The sequence below is a fragment of the Methylosinus sp. sav-2 genome, assembly GCF_004366495.1.
In the GTDB taxonomy this organism is placed as follows: Bacteria; Pseudomonadota; Alphaproteobacteria; order Rhizobiales; family Beijerinckiaceae; genus Methylosinus.
In genome coordinates this window covers 674,987-689,151 of sequence record NZ_SOEJ01000001.1, presented here as the reverse complement: position 1 = coordinate 689,151, position 14,165 = coordinate 674,987, and the positions used below count along the sequence as shown (strand labels likewise).

The window sequence follows — 14,165 nt, the reverse complement described above, 5'->3', positions numbered from 1 at the left end:
CGACTCAACCCAGGCGGAACCATAACGTGGCTATGCCCAGAAAGGAACCATAGCCGACGACATCGGTGACAGTGGTGACAAAGGCGCTGGAGGCGACGGCCGGATCGACCTTCCAGCGCTCGAGCAGCATGGGCACCAGAATGCCGCCCAGCGCGCCGGCGGCGAGATTGGTGAACATGGCCATGGCCATCACCGGGCCGAGGCCGATCGTCTGGAACCAATTGGCCGCGACGAGCCCCGTGATCACGCCGAAAGCCGCGCCATTGAAGGCCCCCGTCGCCAGCTCGCGCATTATGATGCGAAGCGCGTTGGAGCGCGAGAGCTCGCGCGTCGCCAGCGCCCGCACCGTCACCGTCATCGTCTGCGTCGCCGAATTGCCGCCCTGGCTGGCGACGATGGGCGCGAGCACGGCCAGCGCCACCATTTGCTGCAGCTGCGATTCGAAGGTCTTCAGCACGCTCGCCGAGATGAAGGCGGTGCCGAGATTGATGAGGAGCCAGAGAAAGCGGCTCTTGACGATCCACCAGAAGCTGTCGGTCAGCTCCTCGTCCGGGCTGACGCCGCCGAGCGCCTTGATCTCCTCGGAGGCCGCCTCCTGAATGACGTCCACGACGTCGTCGATGGTGATGACGCCGACGAGCCGCTCCGCCTCGTCCACCACGGGAACGGACACAAGATTATAGCGCTCGAAGAGGCGCGCCACTTCCTCGGTGTCCTCGTCGAATTGCACGCGGCGGCGGTCCGCCTGCATGATCTCCTCGACGCGCGTCTTGGGATGGGCGCGCACCAGCGCGTCGAGAAAAACCGTGCCGAGCAGCCGATAGGCCGGATCGACGACGAAGACCTCGAAGAAATTGTCCGGCAGCTCGTCCGGCTCGGTGGCGCGGAAGAAATCCAGCACCTCGCCCGCCGACCAGAAGGGCGGCACGGCGATCAGCGTGGTCTGCATCAGGCGCCCGGCCGTGCCCTCGGCGGCCTCCAGCGAGCGGCGCAAAATGATGCGCTCCTGCGCCGGCAGCGCCTCGAGGACCTCGGCCTGCTCCTTGGGCTCCAGCGTCTCCAGAATAGCGACAGCGTCGTCGCTCTCGAGCTCGCGCATCGCCTCGGCGAGCGTCGCGACCGGCAGCTCCTCGAGGATATCTTCTCTCGTCGACTCCCCGATCTCGGTCAGAGCGGCGAAATCGAACTCGTCGCCCATCAGCTCGACGAGGCGCGGGCGTTCCTCGTGATCGAGCAATTCGATCAGCGCGCCGACATCCGCCTCGTGGAGCGGGGAGACCAGCTCCTTCACATGGCTGGAATCGCCTTCGGCGATGGCCTCTTCCACCGCGGCGACGAAATCGGCGCGCGGCTCGCCGGTTTCCTCGTCACGAAAATTTCCTTCCGCAGGCGCCGATTTTTCATGGTCTTGCGACATATGGGGGCCTGATCGATGCGCGAGGGGAGCCAACCGGCCGGCGAGACCGGGACAGGGCTCCCATAACGCGCCGCGCCGGGAAAGCAAACCGCCTATGCATGTTCTTTCGACTCTCTTTCGTCTTACTGCGGCTCTGCTCGCCCTCATGCCCGCCGCCGCCGGCGCGGCCGAATGCGGCGCGCAGGCGCTGGGCGTCTCGCGGACGATCGCGATCGACGGAAGCGAGGGATTGGCGCTCGGCCTGCAGACCTATCCGCGCACGCTGGCCCTCGCCGATCACGAGGTCGTCCTCACCTTCGACGACGGCCCGGCCCATGGCGCGACCGAGCGCGTGCTGGATGCGCTGAAGGCGGAATGCGCGCGGGCGACCTTCTTTCTCGTCGGCTCCCATGCGGCGGAATCGCCGGCGCTGGTCCGTCGCATCGTCGCCGAAGGGCATAACGCCGGACATCATTCCTATAGCCACCCCGCCCGCACGCTGCGGCTGATGAGCGAGGATACGGCGCAGGCCGACATAGAAAAAGGCTTCCGCGCCGTCGACGCCGCCGCTGGCTTTCCCACCGGCGAGCCCTCGCCGCATTTCCCCTTCTTCCGCTTTCCCGGCTTCGCCGACACGCCGCAGCTGGTGCGCTGGCTGGAAGACCGCGACGTCTCGGTCTTCGGCGCCGATCTCTGGGCCTCGGACTGGCAGGAAATGTCGCCGCGCGCCGAGCTGGAGCTGGTGATGTCGCGGCTGCAGGCGGCCGGCAAGGGCATCGTGCTGTTCCACGATCCGCGGCCCTCGACGGCGGCGATGATGCCGGATTTTCTACGCGAGCTGAAAGCGCGCGGCTTCCGCCTCGTTCACATCGTCCCCGGCGAAGGGCCGACGCCCATCGCCCATGCGAAGCCCGGCTGGACGTCGGCGACCGAGGCGATCATCGCCAAGACGCTCGGCCCCAAGGGCCTGCGCAGCGAGCCGCAGGAAGAAGGCCGGGGCGTTAAATCGCAGTAAAATCAGAGCTTCCCGCGGTCGCAGGCGTAGAAACCCTTTGCGCCCCAGCAGGGGCCGGTCTGGTAGACATTGCCGAGATCGTGATCCTTGAGCCGCGCGGTCCAGACGCGGCCCTGCCGCAGCTTGATCGTCAGCGGGCCTTCGTCGATCTCGAAGATGATTTCCTTCGGCTCGCGCAGGATGCGGCACGGCTTGGCGGTCACGACGCGGCCCTGGAGCTTCACGAAGCAGCGCGCCTCATATTCGTCGAGCGCGCCTGCAGGAGCGGGAGCCGTATCGGAGGGCGGCGGCGCCGGCTCCTCGGCCTCGGCGACCGGCGCCGGCGCGGCGGCGGCCGGAGGCGGCGCGTGAGCTCGGACCGGGGCTCGGGCGGGAGCTTGGGCTGGAACTTGGACGGGAGCTTGGACGGGAGCTTGGGCAGGAGGTTGGGCGGGAGGTTGGGCGGGAGCCGTGGTCGCCGTCTGCTCCGGGTCCGCCGGCAGGACGAAAGGCGCGGCGAGCGGCGGCGCACTGTCGAAGGCGCTGCGCGGCTTGCTCGAAAATTCGCCGAGCGCCGAGGCCGGATAGCCGAGATCGCCCGCCATGGCCGTGGTGGCGGCAAGGCCGGCGGCCAATAGGGCGCCGGACAGCGTAGGTCTGACGCTCATGCCCGCGCTCATGCCCTTGTCTCCTCGCCTCATGTCCCACATTGCCGCGTGTCATCTTCTATCATGCTGGCGCCGAAGACGTTTTCTACGTGAGCGTGGCGGCGAAAAAGGGCGCGAGTTCGGCGCTGGAAGGGCCGCCCCGTGTCTGCGACGCGCAAGTCCGTGAGCGCAGGAGCCGAAGGACGAATCCTCGCCGCATTGGCGAGGGATGATGCGGCCGAGCGGCGCCGCTCGAGCGGGCTCGCAGAGGCCGCGACAGATGAATTGGCTCGATCATGGCCGACTGGAATGCGCTTCTCTATTCGACTTTCGAGACAGAACGCACGCGGCCCGCGCGCGAGCTGCTGGCTCGCATTCCGCTCGAGGCGCCCAGCTTCATCATCGATCTCGGCTGCGGGCCGGGCAATAGCGCAGAATTGCTGGCCGGGCGTTTTCCCACAGCCCGTCTGCTCGGCGTCGATTCCTCGCCCGCCATGATCGCCACCGCCCGCGCCCGCCTCCCCGCCGCCGACTTCACCTTAGCGGACATCGCCGATTTTCGTCCCGATGCGGCGCCCGATCTCCTCTTCGCCAACGCCTCGCTGCAATGGCTCCCCGATCATCGCGCGCTGCTCCCCCGCCTCGTCGCCGAGCTCGCGCCGGGCGGCGTCCTCGCCGTGCAAATGCCCGATAATCAGGACGAGCCGAGCCATCGGCTGATGCGGGAGACCGCCGTCGCCGGACCCTGGGCGCAGAAAATCGGCGACGCCTCGGCGATCCGCTCGAAAATCCTCACCGCCGAGACCTATTACGATCTGCTGCACGAAGCGGGCTGCGAGACGGATGTTTGGCGCACGACCTACGCCCATCCGCTGGCGGGGGCGGATGCGATCGTCGAATGGGTGAGAGCGACAGGGCTGCGCCCGTTTCTCGCGCCGTTGACGGAGGGGGAGGCGCGAGACTTCGTCGCCGCCTATCGAGCGGCGCTCGCCAAAGCCTATCCGCGCCGGACGGACGGAAAGATTCTGCTGCTCTTTCCGCGGCTGTTCATCGTGGCGCGCCGCAAATGAGCCGCAGCGAAGACGCCGCGGCTCAGGCGGAGGCGGCGGGCTTGGCCAATTGCGCGGCGCGGGTCGCCTGCTCGCGGCTCGGCACCATGACCCAGGCCTCGCCGTCCAGCACCACCTTGCCGTCCACCAGACATTCGCAGTGCAGGCGGGCGCGGCGGCCCTTCTCGATCAGCTCGACGATCTCGACGACGACGTGAATCACGTCGCCGATCTTCACCGGGGCGCGGAAATTCAGCGTCTGCGACAGATAGACCGCGCCCGGCCCCGGCAGATACATGCCGATGACGGTGGAGATCAGCGAGGCCGTGTAGAGACCGTGCACGATGCGCTCGCCGAAGCGCGTCTTGCTGGCGAAATGGTCCGACAGATGGATCGGATTGCGGTCGCCGGAGAGATCGGCGAAGGCGATCACGTCGTCGTCCATGACGGCCTTCATCAAGGTCTCGCGCATTCCAATGGCGAGGTCTTCGAAATAATAGGTCTTGAAGGGCGTCGACATGGATGCGGTCACCGGCCTTTGTCGCCCAGGCGGAAGAGGCCGCTGGGCCGTTTCTCCATCTACCACACCAGAAACGGCGCAAATGCAACCGGTTTGACTCCGGCCCCGGCCAGAAGCGCCCCCATTGCGGCCACGTCCAGCCGGCGGTCCGGCGGCGGGTAGAGCTCGTCGCGATGCACCCCCTCGGTCAAGAACAGCGAGTCGAGGCCGGCGCGGGAAGCCCCCAGCAAATCCGTCGCCACTCCGTCGCCGATCGCCAGAACGCGGGCGGGGGCCTCGCCGGCGAGAGCGGCGATGCGGCCGAGAGCGGCGGCGTAGATCGGAAGATAGGGCTTGCCGGCCATCACCACCTCGCCGCCCAGCGCGGCGTAACGCTCGGCCAGAGCGCCGGCGCAATAGACCAGCTCCCCGGCGATGCCGACCACAATGTCGGGATTGGCGCAGAGCATGGGCAGGCCGCGCTCGCGCATGCGCTCCAGCGTTCTCGCATAATCGTCCGGCGTCTCGCGGCGCTCGTCGATGAGCCCGGTGCAGACGACATAATCGGCGTCCTCGAGCGGGACGCGGCGGAATTTTCCGCCGAGAAGCCGATCGGCGGCCTCGAAAAGCCCATTGTCGCGCGGCGGGCCGAGGTGATGGCACGCCTCGCCGTCGCGCGCGACCATCTGCTCCAGCGTCAATTGCCCGGCGCTGACGAGATCGTCATAGGCGGCGCGCGGCAGGCCGAGCCCGTCGAGCTGCCGGCGGACCTCCTCGCTCGGCCGCGAGGCGTTGGTGACGAGCGCCACCTTGCCCCCGCGGGCGCGGAATTTCTCCAACGCCTCGGCGGCGACCGGAAAATGCGAGCGTCCGTCGATGAGCACGCCCCAGACGTCGCAGAGGATCGCGTCATAGCGATCGGCGAGCTGCGACAGGCCGTCGATCTGCGGGATCGCCATATTCAGAACCGCGGCTGGGCGAAGGCGGCGGCATGGGCCTGCGGCGCGACCTGCGAGAATTGGCCCGTGGCCTCATCCAGCGCCAGCAGCCTGCCGTCCATCACGCCGAAATAGGCGCCGTGCAGCGAGAGATAATGGCGCTGCTCCAATGTCGCGATCCAGGGGAAGCTGCGCAGATTGGCGACGCCCTGCTTGATCGATTCGAAGGCGAGCCGCTCGACATAATCGGGCGTGAGAGGGTCTGGAATGGCGCCGGCGCGCTCGGCGGCCGGGGCCAGCAGCTTGATCCAGCTGCCGATGAAATCGCCGGCCGAGAGCGGCCGCGTGTAGGGATCGGCCTGGCTCTCCGCATAGGCGCGCACGCCGCCGCATTGGGCGTGGCCGAGAATGACGAGGTGATTCACCTTCAGCGCCATCACCGCATATTCCAGCGCCGCCGAGGTGCCGTGATATTGATTGTCCGGCGCATAGGGCGGCACGAGATTGCCGACATTGCGAATGACGAACAGCTCGCCCGGCCCGGCGTCGAAGATCGCCTCCGGCGCGACGCGCGAATCGCAGCAGCCGATCACCATCGTCCGCGGCTTCTGGCCTTCCGCCGCCAGCTCGTGGAATCTCTGCTGCTCGCTGCGAAACCGCCCGGCGAGAAAGGTCTCGTAGCCTTTCTCGAGATGGGCGGGGAGAATGTCGCCGGGCTGCTCTGTCGGGCCGGCTTCGGTCATATTCGCTCCTCGTGACGGCCGGCGATGGCGCGCCGGCGGCGGCTCCTTTATTGTGGAGCGCGACCGACGAGGCAAGGGGAGAAAAAGAGAGCCATGATTTCGCGACCGCGACGCAGCGTGCTGGCCATGCCGGGTTCCAACGCCAGAGCGCTGGAGAAGGGCAAGACGCTCGCAGCCGATGTGCTGATGTTCGAGCTCGAGGACGGGGTCGCCGAGGCCGCCAAGGAGGCGGCGCGCGAGCAGGTCGTCGCCGCGGTGAAGGGCGGCGGCTATGGCTCCCGCGAGATCATCGTGCGCGTCAATGTCTTCGAATCGCCCTGGTATGCCGCCGATATCGCCGCCGTCGCCGCGGCGGGGCCGGACGCCATCGTCGTCCCCAAGGCCAATAGCCGGGACGATATTCTGCGCGCCGCGCGCGATATGAAGGCCGCCGGCGCGCCCGCCCACACCACGCTCTGGGCGATGATCGAGACGCCGCGCGCGCTTTTCGACATTGAAAAGATCGCCAGCGCCGCGCAGGAGGCGCCGCTCTCGGCCATGATGCTGGGGCCGAACGACATCGCCAAATCGACGCGCGCAAGGCTGACGCCGGGCCGGCCGGCGCTGGTCTCCTGGCTCTCTGCCTCAGTGCTGGCGGCGCGTCTGCACGATGTCGATATCATCGACGGTATCTACAATGATTTCAACGATCTCGATGGGCTGCGCCGCGAGGCCGAGCAGGGCCGCGATCTCGGCATGGACGGCAAGATGCTGATCCATCCGGGCCAGATCGCCACGGTCAACGAGGTCTTCGCGCCCTCGCCGGCCGAGATCGAATTCGCGCGCAAGATCGTCGAGCTGTTCGACGCGCCGGAGAATGCGTCGATCGGCGTCGCGCAGATCGACGGCCGCATGGTGGAGCGCCTGCATCTCGACGGCGCGCGGCGCACGCTGGCGCTCTCCGGCGCGGCCTGAGCGGCTCATCAAAGGGGCGGGGGCGACGAGCCCTCGCCTTCCCCTGTTTCGCTTGCCCGCGTTTCGCTTGCCCGCGTTTTGCCGTCCAGCAGGCAGCTCACCGTCACATCGCCCATCACATTGATCGCCGTGCGGCAGCGATCCAGCAGCCAGTCGATCGTCAGCAGCAGCGCGATGTAATCCGTCGGCAGCGCGACGGCGCGGAACACCATGGTCATGGTCACGAGGCCGGCCTCTGGAATGCCGGCAGCGCCCACAGAGGCGACGACGGAAGTCAGCGCCACCAAAAATTGCTGCCCCAACGTCAAATGCAGCCCCAGCAATTGCGCGACGAAGAGCGCCGCCATCGCCTCATAGAGCGCCGTGCCGTCATTGTTGAAATTGGAGCCGACCAGCGCGCCCATGCTCGCCGATTGCTCGCGCAATCCGACGCGCTCGCGCAAGAGCTCATAGGTGAGCGGCATGGTCGCCGTGGAGCTGCCGGTCGAAAAAGCCATCAGCAGCGCGTCGCGCACGCCGGCGACCACATGCAGCGGGCTCGCCCATGAGCCGAGCCTTATGCGCAGCGCGTAATAGACGAATTGCAGCGCCAGCGCCGTCAGCACAGCGATGAAGAATCCGCCGAGCGCGAGAAAATCGCGAAAGCCGCTCACCCCGACGATGCTGGCGATGAGGCCGAAGACGGCGAGCGGCACCACATCGATGATCCAATGCAGAATGGTGATGAGGCTCGTCAGCGCCACATGCACGAGGTCCTCCACCGTGCGCACCTCATGCGTGCGCAGCCCGCGCAGCGCGATTCCGAAAGCGACGGCGATGAAGATGACGCCCATCACCGCGCCATTGTCGCCGAAAGGCCCCAGAATGCTCTTCGGCACGCTGTCGAGAAATTGCATCAGCGGATCGGCCGCGCCGCCCGCAGATTTCGCCGGGGCGCCGGGGGCTGCCGTCGTCCAGGCGCCCGGCTGCAGCACATTGGCCACCGCGAGTCCGATGAAGATCGCCACCAGAGTATTGGTGAGGAGCAGAGCGACGAGGCGCAGCGCCTGCCCGCCAGCGAGATGCGCGCGCATGAGCGCCTGCACGATGGCGAGCAGGATCAGCGGCGGCGCCAGCGCGCCCAGCAGGCGCAGGACGAGCTTGGCCGGCGTCCCGAGGATATGCGCCGAATCGCCGAGCGCGAGGCCGGCGACGACGCCGAGCGCCACGGCGACGATGATGCGCGCATAGAGCGGAATGGCGCGCCAATGCGCGATGAGGCCGGCCGACGTCTCTGTCTCCTTCGATCGCAATCTTTCGTCCTCCAATGATCGCCGACATGAAAATGACGCGAATTGTCAACCTTATAGGTCTATTCCCGGCGTCTCGGGAGTCCCATGCTCGGCGCGTCCTACGCTCTCATCGTCAATGTCATGATCGCAGCGCTGTTCGCTGCGAGCTTCGCCTTCGTCGCTCTGGCCAATCCGGCCGACCGCCGGGCGTTGTGGTTCGCTGCGAGCTACATGCTCGGAATGTCGGCTCCGCTGTGCCTTTTCGTCGTTCACTTGGGAGTCTGGCCCGATATCTTCGGCGCGCTGAACTATGTGGGCTTTTGCGCGGGCCTGTTTCTGATGTCGGCCTCTCTCGCCCGCTTCTATGGTCGCGGCCCGCGCTGGAGCGCCGTCGCGGGGCTCTATGGCGCGGCGCTGCTCAGCGGCGCGGCGATCGGCGAATGGCCGCAAGACAGTCTCGCCTTCAACCTCGTCTATCAGACGCCCTATGCTCTGGCGACAGCCTGCTGCGGCTGGATCATCCTGCTCGCGGGCCGACGCGCGGCGCTCGAAATAGCGCTCGCCGGCCTCTATGGGGTGATCGCGGCGCATTTCATCATAAAGCCGTTTTTCGCGACCGCCTTCGGCGTCGGCCGCACGCCGAGCGAATATGTCGCGAGCTCCTATGCGATCGCCTCGCAATCGGCGACGGGCGTTCTGCTGATCGCGGCGGGGCTGCTCACCTTGCTCATCGTCGCGCAGGAGGCGATCCGCGAGGCGCGCCGCGCGGCGGAGATCGATCAATTGACCGGGCTCTTGAACCGGCGCGGCTTCGACCTCGCTTGCGCGCCTCGGCTCGCGAGCGCGCAGGCCGAGCGCGATCCGACGACGGTCGTTCTCCTCGATCTCGATCACTTCAAACGGGTCAATGATCGATTCGGCCATGCGGTCGGCGACGAGGTTCTGCAATATTTCGCCGCGCTGCTGCGGCTGACGACCCCCGAAGGCGCGCTCGCCGGCCGCCTGGGCGGAGAGGAGTTCGTCATTTTCCTGGCAGGCGCGCCGCTCGCTCGAGGACGGCGCGTCGCCGAGATGATCCGGCAGGCGGCGGCGCTGCATGTCACGCCGCGCCTGCCCCCGATCACCGTCAGCATAGGCGTCGCCGAAATCGCCGCGGACGAGAGCTTCTCCCACGCCATGCGCCGCGCGGACGAAGCGCTCTACCGCGCCAAGACGCTGGGCCGCGATCGCGTCTGCGTCGCCCGCGGGGCGAGACTGAAGGAGATCCAGGGCTGAGCAGCGCCGATCATCGCTTCGCCCTTCGTCGGTCGCTATATAGTCGCCGCCCCCGTCGCATCGAAAGGCCGAGCCGGCATGATCCGCGGAATAGCCCTTTCTCTTCTCGCCTTCACCTCCCACGCCTTCACCTGCCACGCCTGCGCCGCTCCCGCCGCGGAGCCGAAATCGCAATATAGCTCTCTCCAGAACTGCCCCGCGACGGATCGCCTGAAGCTCGCGAACCGCACGCTGGAGAGGAGCGGCAGGACCGCGATTTTCCACTGCGCCGGCGTCGGCGGCTTTTCCGTCTATGTCGTGGACGATGATCCGCGCAGCTTCCTCGTGCTGGAGCGCGGCAAAACGCTCTATTCACTGGAACGGCCCATGGCCTCGGCCTTCTCGCTCGGCAATTTTCCCAATGTCACGGGCGCGAAACTGGCCGAATGGCGGCTCGATCCCGCCGGCGCGCCGGCCGGGCTGATCGTGCGCGTCGCCTATCAGCGCGCCGACGGCGCCGCGGCCTCAACGCTCATGGTCTTCGATCTGCGCGGCGAGCCCATGATCATCGGCGCGGCGAAGACGAATGAGGAGGCGCGCGACCTGATCGACGGCCTGCTCATCGCCAGAACGCTGGAGGAAAAACTCTCGCGCGAATGCAATGCGATCTATGTCTCGCTCTGCAAGGGATTTCCGCCCGGCCCGGAAATGCTCGGCGGCTGCTTCGACGCGCGGCCCGAGATCGCCGACGAGGTTCCGCAAGAATGCGTCGCCGATTTCCAGACCAATGTGGAGAATTATCACGAGGCCAAGGGCGGCCACTGACCGAGGCCGTCGGGCTCGTCGCGCATGAGCGCGACGAGATCACGCCGCTTTCTTCTTCTCCGCGATCGACACCAGCGTGCGCAATATGCGGCGCGCGCCCTCGAGACGGCTTTTCATATCGGCGAAATCGCGGATGAAGACGATCTTCATATCTGGGCGCACCTTTGCCTGAGTGCCCGGCTCCATGACGAAGCGCGCAAGGCCGGCTGGATCGGCGAAATTGCCGTCGCGGAAGGCGACGATGACGCCCTTGGGGCCCGCCTCCAGCTTCTCCACATGCGCCCGGCGGCAGAGCGCTTTGATGGCGACGATCTTCAAGAGCAGCTCCACCTCCGGCGGCGTCGGGCCGAAACGGTCGATCAGTTCCGCTGCGAAGGATTCGATGTCCTGATCTGTCTCCAGCGTCGACAGACGGCGATAGAGCTGCAGGCGCAGAGTGAGGTCCTGCACATAATCTTCCGGTATCGTCACCGGCGCGCCGATGGCGATGGTCGGCGACCAGGCCTCCTCCTCCGGCTCCTCTATGCCGGCCTTCAGCAGCGTGATCGCATCGCCCAGCATCTGCTGGTAGAGCTCGTAGCCGACCTCCTTGATATGGCCGGACTGCTCCTCGCCCAGGAGATTGCCGGCGCCGCGAATGTCGAGATCATGGCTCGCGAGCTGGAAGCCAGCGCCGAGCGTGTCGAGGCTCTGCAACACTTCGAGACGCTTTTGCGCTTGCGGCGTGATGGTCTTATTGGCGGGCGTGGTGAACAGCGCATAGGCGCGCGTCTTGGCGCGGCCGACGCGCCCGCGTAGCTGATAGAGCTGCGCGAGGCCGAACATATCGGCGCGCCAGACGATGAGCGTGTTGGCCGTCGGAATGTCGAGGCCCGATTCGACGATGGTGGTCGAGAGGAGAATGTCGAATTTCCCCTCGTAGAAAGCCGTCATGCGCTCTTCGAGATCGCCGGCCGCCATTTGCCCATGCGCCATGACGAATTTCGCCTCCGGCACAGCCTCGCGCAAAAAGGCGGCGGCGTCTTCCAGATCTTCGATGCGCGGGCAGACGAAGAAAGCCTGGCCGCCGCGATAACGCTCGCGCAGCAGCGCCTCGCGCACGATGAGCGGATCGAAGGGCGAAACGAAGCTGCGCACGGCGAGACGATCGACCGGCGCCGTGGCGATGAGCGACAATTCGCGCACGCCCGTCATGGCGAGCTGCAAAGTGCGCGGAATGGGCGTCGCCGAGAGCGTCAGCACATGCACCTCGGCGCGCAGCTCTTTCAGCCGCTCCTTATGGCCGACGCCGAAATGCTGCTCCTCATCGATGATGACGAGGCCGAGATCCTTGAAGGAGATCGCCTTGCCGAGCACGGCGTGCGTGCCGACGGCGATGTCGACTGTACCGTCCGCAATGCCGGCCTTGGCGAGGCGCATGTCGGAGGCGTGCGTCATGCGTGACAATTGCGCGACGCGAATCGGCAGGCCGGAGAAGCGCGTCGAGAAAGTCTTGTAATGCTGGCGCGCGAGCAATGTCGTCGGCACGACGACAGCCACTTGGCGGCCATTGATCGCCGCGCAAAAGGCGGCGCGCAACGCCACTTCCGTCTTGCCGAAGCCGACATCGCCGCAGACGAGCCGATCCATCGGCCGTCCCGAGCCGAGATCGTCCAGCACCGCCTCGATCGCCGCGGCCTGATCCTCCGTCTCGTCGTAAGGGAAGCGCGCGCAAAATTCGTCGTAGAGCCCTTCCGGCGGGACGAGCTTGGTCGCCTGCCGCAGGCTGCGCTGTGCAGCGATCGCGATGAGGCCCTTGGCCATTTCGCGAATGCGGTTCTTCAGCCGCGCCTTGCGCGTCTGCCAGCCGACGCCGCCGAGCTTGTCGAGAACCGCCTCCGTATCCTCGGAGCCGTAGCGGGTCAGCAGCTCGATATTCTCGACCGGCAGATAGAGCTTGTCGCCGCCGGCATAGTGAATCTCGAGGCAGTCGTGCGGCGCGCCGGCGGCGGTGATCGTCTCCAGGCCGATGAAGCGGCCGATGCCGTGATCGACATGCACGACGAGATCGCCGGCCGAGAGCGCGGCGACTTCGCCGAGCAGATTTTCCGTATGCTTGGTCTTGCGCCGGCGTCGCACGAGGCGGTCGCCGAGAATGTCCTGCTCGCCGAGAATGGCGAGGCCTTCCGTCTCGAAGCCATGCTCCACGCCGAGCACGGCCAGCGCCGCCGCGCCCTTGCCGAGCGCCAGAGCCGCCGGCAGAGAGGACACCGTCTTCAGATCGCGCAGCCCATGCTCGGCGAGCACGCTGCCGAGACGCTCGCAGGAGCCGTCCGACCAGCCGGCGACGACGACGGTTCTGCCGGCGCCGCGCAGCGCCTTCACATGCTCGACGGCGACCTCGAAGACATTGGTGTCCTCATTATTGCGCTCGGGCGCGAAATCGCGGCCGGCGCGGGCGGCGCAATCGATCGTCTCCTTGCCGGCGCCGTCGGGCGCGGCGAAGGGCGAGAATGTCGCGAGGCTGCGCCCCTCGAGCTTGCCGCGCCATTCCTCTATGGTGAGATAGAGCTGATCCGGCGGCAGCGGCTTGTAGTTGGAGTCGGCCGGCGCCGCGTCATAGGCGAATTTGCGCGCGTCGTAATAATCGGCGATCTGCGTCAGCCGCTCGCCGGCGGCTTCCTCGACCAGCGGATCGAGCAGCAGCGGCGCCTCGCCCACATAATCGAAAACACTGCCCATGCGCGCATAAAAGAGCGGCAGCCAATGTTCCGCGCCCTGATGGCGGCGGCCCTCGCTGATCGCCTCATAGAGCGCGTCGCCGCGCGTCTGTCCGCCGAAGCGCGTGGTGTAGGCCTGGCGAAAGCGCCGCATCGTGTCGCTGGTGAGCCGCAGCTCGCTCATCGGCACGAGATCGAGCGAGCGCAATTGCCCAATGGTGCGCTGGCTCTCGGGATCGAAGCTGCGAATCGATTCGAGCGTGTCGCCGAAGAAATCGAGGCGGATCGGCCCCGGCATTCCCGGCGCATAGAGATCGACGATGCCGCCGCGCTGGGCGTATTCGCCGGTCTCACGCACGGTGGAGGAGCGCAGAAAGCCATTGGTCTCCAGCCACAGCGCCAGCTCGTCGAGATGCACGACATTGCCGGGCGCGGCGGAAAAAGTATCGGCGGCGACATTCTCCAGCGGCGGCACGCGCTGCAGCAGGCAGTCCACCGTGGTCATGACGACTCGCGGCCGCTCGGCCGAGGATTTGGAGCGGGCGAGACGCGCCAGCGCCGTCATGCGGCGGGCGGAAATGGCGGCGTTGGGCGAGACGCGATCATAGGGCTGGCAATCCCAGCCGGGAAAATCCAGCGCCTCCACCTCGGGCGCGGCGAATCGCAACGCCTCGCGAAAAGCCGCCGAGCGCTGCGCATCGCGCGCCACATGGACGAAGACGGCCGGCCGCCCCTCCGCGACGCGGGCCAGCGCGCGGGTGAGATCGGCGGCGACGAAAGCGTCGAAACCGTCCGGGACATTCACGAAGCGGAGCTTGTCGCCCTTTTCCAGGCGGGCGACGGCGGATTTGAGATCGGTCATCGGAACGTCGGGGCCGTTTGGAGCTGTTTGAACT

At 66.9% G+C, this 14,165-nt stretch carries 12 protein-coding genes; 5 read left to right on the top strand and 7 right to left on the bottom strand.

Features of this window, described 5'->3' with window-relative positions:
• Nucleotides 1-4: 4 nt before the first annotated feature.
• Entirely contained in the window at nt 5-1,417 is a 1,413-nt protein-coding gene (mgtE, locus tag EDE12_RS03170) for a magnesium transporter (protein WP_026599713.1), read from the bottom strand.
• A gap of 94 nt (nt 1,418-1,511) precedes the next feature.
• Between mgtE and EDE12_RS03165 the strand changes: the two genes are divergently transcribed.
• Entirely contained in the window at nt 1,512-2,411 is a 900-nt protein-coding gene (locus EDE12_RS03165; RefSeq protein WP_024878030.1) for a polysaccharide deacetylase family protein, read from the top strand.
• A 2-nt stretch (nt 2,412-2,413) separates the two neighbouring features.
• Here EDE12_RS03165 and EDE12_RS03160 read toward each other — a convergent pair whose 3' ends face one another.
• Nucleotides 2,414-3,058, bottom strand: coding sequence for a hypothetical protein (locus tag EDE12_RS03160; RefSeq protein WP_134187978.1), 645 nt, complete (start codon nt 3,056-3,058; stop codon nt 2,414-2,416).
• 275 nt (nt 3,059-3,333) lie between these two features.
• Between EDE12_RS03160 and tam the strand changes: the two genes are divergently transcribed.
• On the top strand, nt 3,334-4,107 hold the full coding sequence (gene tam / locus EDE12_RS03155) for a trans-aconitate 2-methyltransferase (RefSeq protein ID WP_026599715.1): 774 nt from the start codon (nt 3,334-3,336) through the stop codon (nt 4,105-4,107).
• Between the two features lie 22 nt (nt 4,108-4,129).
• Here tam and EDE12_RS03150 read toward each other — a convergent pair whose 3' ends face one another.
• From EDE12_RS03150 to EDE12_RS03140, 3 genes are read right to left on the bottom strand one after another with little or no spacing between them, the layout of a single operon-like run.
• Nucleotides 4,130-4,606, bottom strand: a complete 477-nt coding sequence (locus EDE12_RS03150) for a MaoC family dehydratase (protein ID WP_024878034.1) — start codon at nt 4,604-4,606, stop codon at nt 4,130-4,132.
• Between the two features lie 59 nt (nt 4,607-4,665).
• Complete coding sequence (locus EDE12_RS03145; protein ID WP_036291257.1) at nt 4,666-5,544, bottom strand: TIGR01459 family HAD-type hydrolase; 879 nt, start codon at nt 5,542-5,544, stop codon at nt 4,666-4,668.
• Between the two features lie 2 nt (nt 5,545-5,546).
• Nucleotides 5,547-6,266 carry a carbonic anhydrase gene (locus tag EDE12_RS03140; protein WP_026599717.1) on the bottom strand — a complete coding sequence of 240 codons (720 nt, stop codon included), beginning with the start codon at nt 6,264-6,266 and terminating at the stop codon, nt 5,547-5,549.
• Nucleotides 6,267-6,359: 93 nt separating this feature from the next.
• On the opposite strand from EDE12_RS03140, the gene EDE12_RS03135 reads away from it, so the two are divergent.
• Nucleotides 6,360-7,220 (top strand): CoA ester lyase, encoded by an 861-nt coding sequence (locus tag EDE12_RS03135; RefSeq protein WP_026599718.1) that lies wholly within the window; start codon nt 6,360-6,362, stop codon nt 7,218-7,220.
• An 8-nt stretch (nt 7,221-7,228) separates the two neighbouring features.
• Here the strand turns inward: EDE12_RS03135 and EDE12_RS03130 are convergent, their stop codons facing one another.
• Nucleotides 7,229-8,512: a dicarboxylate/amino acid:cation symporter gene (locus EDE12_RS03130; protein WP_051592689.1), complete on the bottom strand. Its 1,284-nt coding sequence runs from the start codon at nt 8,510-8,512 to the stop codon at nt 7,229-7,231.
• 84 nt (nt 8,513-8,596) lie between these two features.
• On the opposite strand from EDE12_RS03130, the gene EDE12_RS03125 reads away from it, so the two are divergent.
• Together EDE12_RS03125 and EDE12_RS03120 are read left to right on the top strand one after the other, a co-directional pair.
• The gene (locus tag EDE12_RS03125; RefSeq protein WP_026599720.1) at nt 8,597-9,766 is read left to right on the top strand and encodes a GGDEF domain-containing protein; all 1,170 of its coding nucleotides are present in this window, start codon (nt 8,597-8,599) and stop codon (nt 9,764-9,766) included.
• A 78-nt stretch (nt 9,767-9,844) separates the two neighbouring features.
• Nucleotides 9,845-10,570: a hypothetical protein gene (locus EDE12_RS03120; protein WP_026599721.1), complete on the top strand. Its 726-nt coding sequence runs from the start codon at nt 9,845-9,847 to the stop codon at nt 10,568-10,570.
• 39 nt (nt 10,571-10,609) lie between these two features.
• Here the strand turns inward: EDE12_RS03120 and mfd are convergent, their stop codons facing one another.
• Entirely contained in the window at nt 10,610-14,131 is a 3,522-nt protein-coding gene (gene mfd, locus EDE12_RS03115; RefSeq protein ID WP_026599722.1) for a transcription-repair coupling factor, read from the bottom strand.
• Nucleotides 14,132-14,165: the final 34 nt, after the last annotated feature.

Excerpts from the sequence above, each read along its gene's own strand:
- EDE12_RS03150 (WP_024878034.1), bottom strand. The coding sequence starts at position 4,606 with ATGTCGACGCCCTTCAAGACCTATTATTTCGAAGACCTCGCCATTGGA.
- EDE12_RS03140 (WP_026599717.1), bottom strand. The coding sequence starts at position 6,266 with ATGACCGAAGCCGGCCCGACAGAGCAGCCCGGCGACATTCTCCCCGCC.
- tam (WP_026599715.1), top strand. The coding sequence starts at position 3,334 with ATGGCCGACTGGAATGCGCTTCTCTATTCGACTTTCGAGACAGAACGC.
- EDE12_RS03160 (WP_134187978.1), bottom strand. The coding sequence starts at position 3,058 with ATGAGCGTCAGACCTACGCTGTCCGGCGCCCTATTGGCCGCCGGCCTT.
- EDE12_RS03120 (WP_026599721.1), top strand. The coding sequence starts at position 9,845 with ATGATCCGCGGAATAGCCCTTTCTCTTCTCGCCTTCACCTCCCACGCC.
- mfd (WP_026599722.1), bottom strand. The coding sequence starts at position 14,131 with ATGACCGATCTCAAATCCGCCGTCGCCCGCCTGGAAAAGGGCGACAAG.
- EDE12_RS03165 (WP_024878030.1), top strand. The coding sequence starts at position 1,512 with ATGCATGTTCTTTCGACTCTCTTTCGTCTTACTGCGGCTCTGCTCGCC.
- mgtE (WP_026599713.1), bottom strand. The coding sequence starts at position 1,417 with ATGTCGCAAGACCATGAAAAATCGGCGCCTGCGGAAGGAAATTTTCGT.
- EDE12_RS03135 (WP_026599718.1), top strand. The coding sequence starts at position 6,360 with ATGATTTCGCGACCGCGACGCAGCGTGCTGGCCATGCCGGGTTCCAAC.
- EDE12_RS03145 (WP_036291257.1), bottom strand. The coding sequence starts at position 5,544 with ATGGCGATCCCGCAGATCGACGGCCTGTCGCAGCTCGCCGATCGCTAT.
- EDE12_RS03125 (WP_026599720.1), top strand. The coding sequence starts at position 8,597 with ATGCTCGGCGCGTCCTACGCTCTCATCGTCAATGTCATGATCGCAGCG.